At 51.2% G+C, this 205-nt stretch carries 1 pseudogene; it reads right to left on the bottom strand.

The features are described from left to right. Positions 1 to 205, bottom strand: a pseudogene (locus GPK49_RS04100) (phage replisome organizer N-terminal domain-containing protein); the annotation flags it as partial.

Consider the following 205-nt stretch of genomic DNA (forward strand, 5'->3'; position numbering starts at 1 on the left):
TCCCACTTGTCGGGCAGCTCTGTTTTCAGCCCGGAAAGCTCTGTATCGGTCAGTATCACATTGTTGTATCTGCCATAAGCGGCAGGGGCGGGGTGTCCCGTTTCTCCCTCTCTCTCTTTTTCTAACTCTATCTCTTTCTCTAACTCTATCTCTGGTGGACGAATGTCGGACAAATGTCCGCCTTTTGTCCGGGGCGGTAAAAGTG

Origin of the sequence: Clostridium sp. MCC345, from assembly GCF_018785345.1 — a bacterium.
GTDB lineage: Bacteria > Bacillota > Clostridia > Lachnospirales > Anaerotignaceae > Anaerotignum_A > Anaerotignum_A faecicola.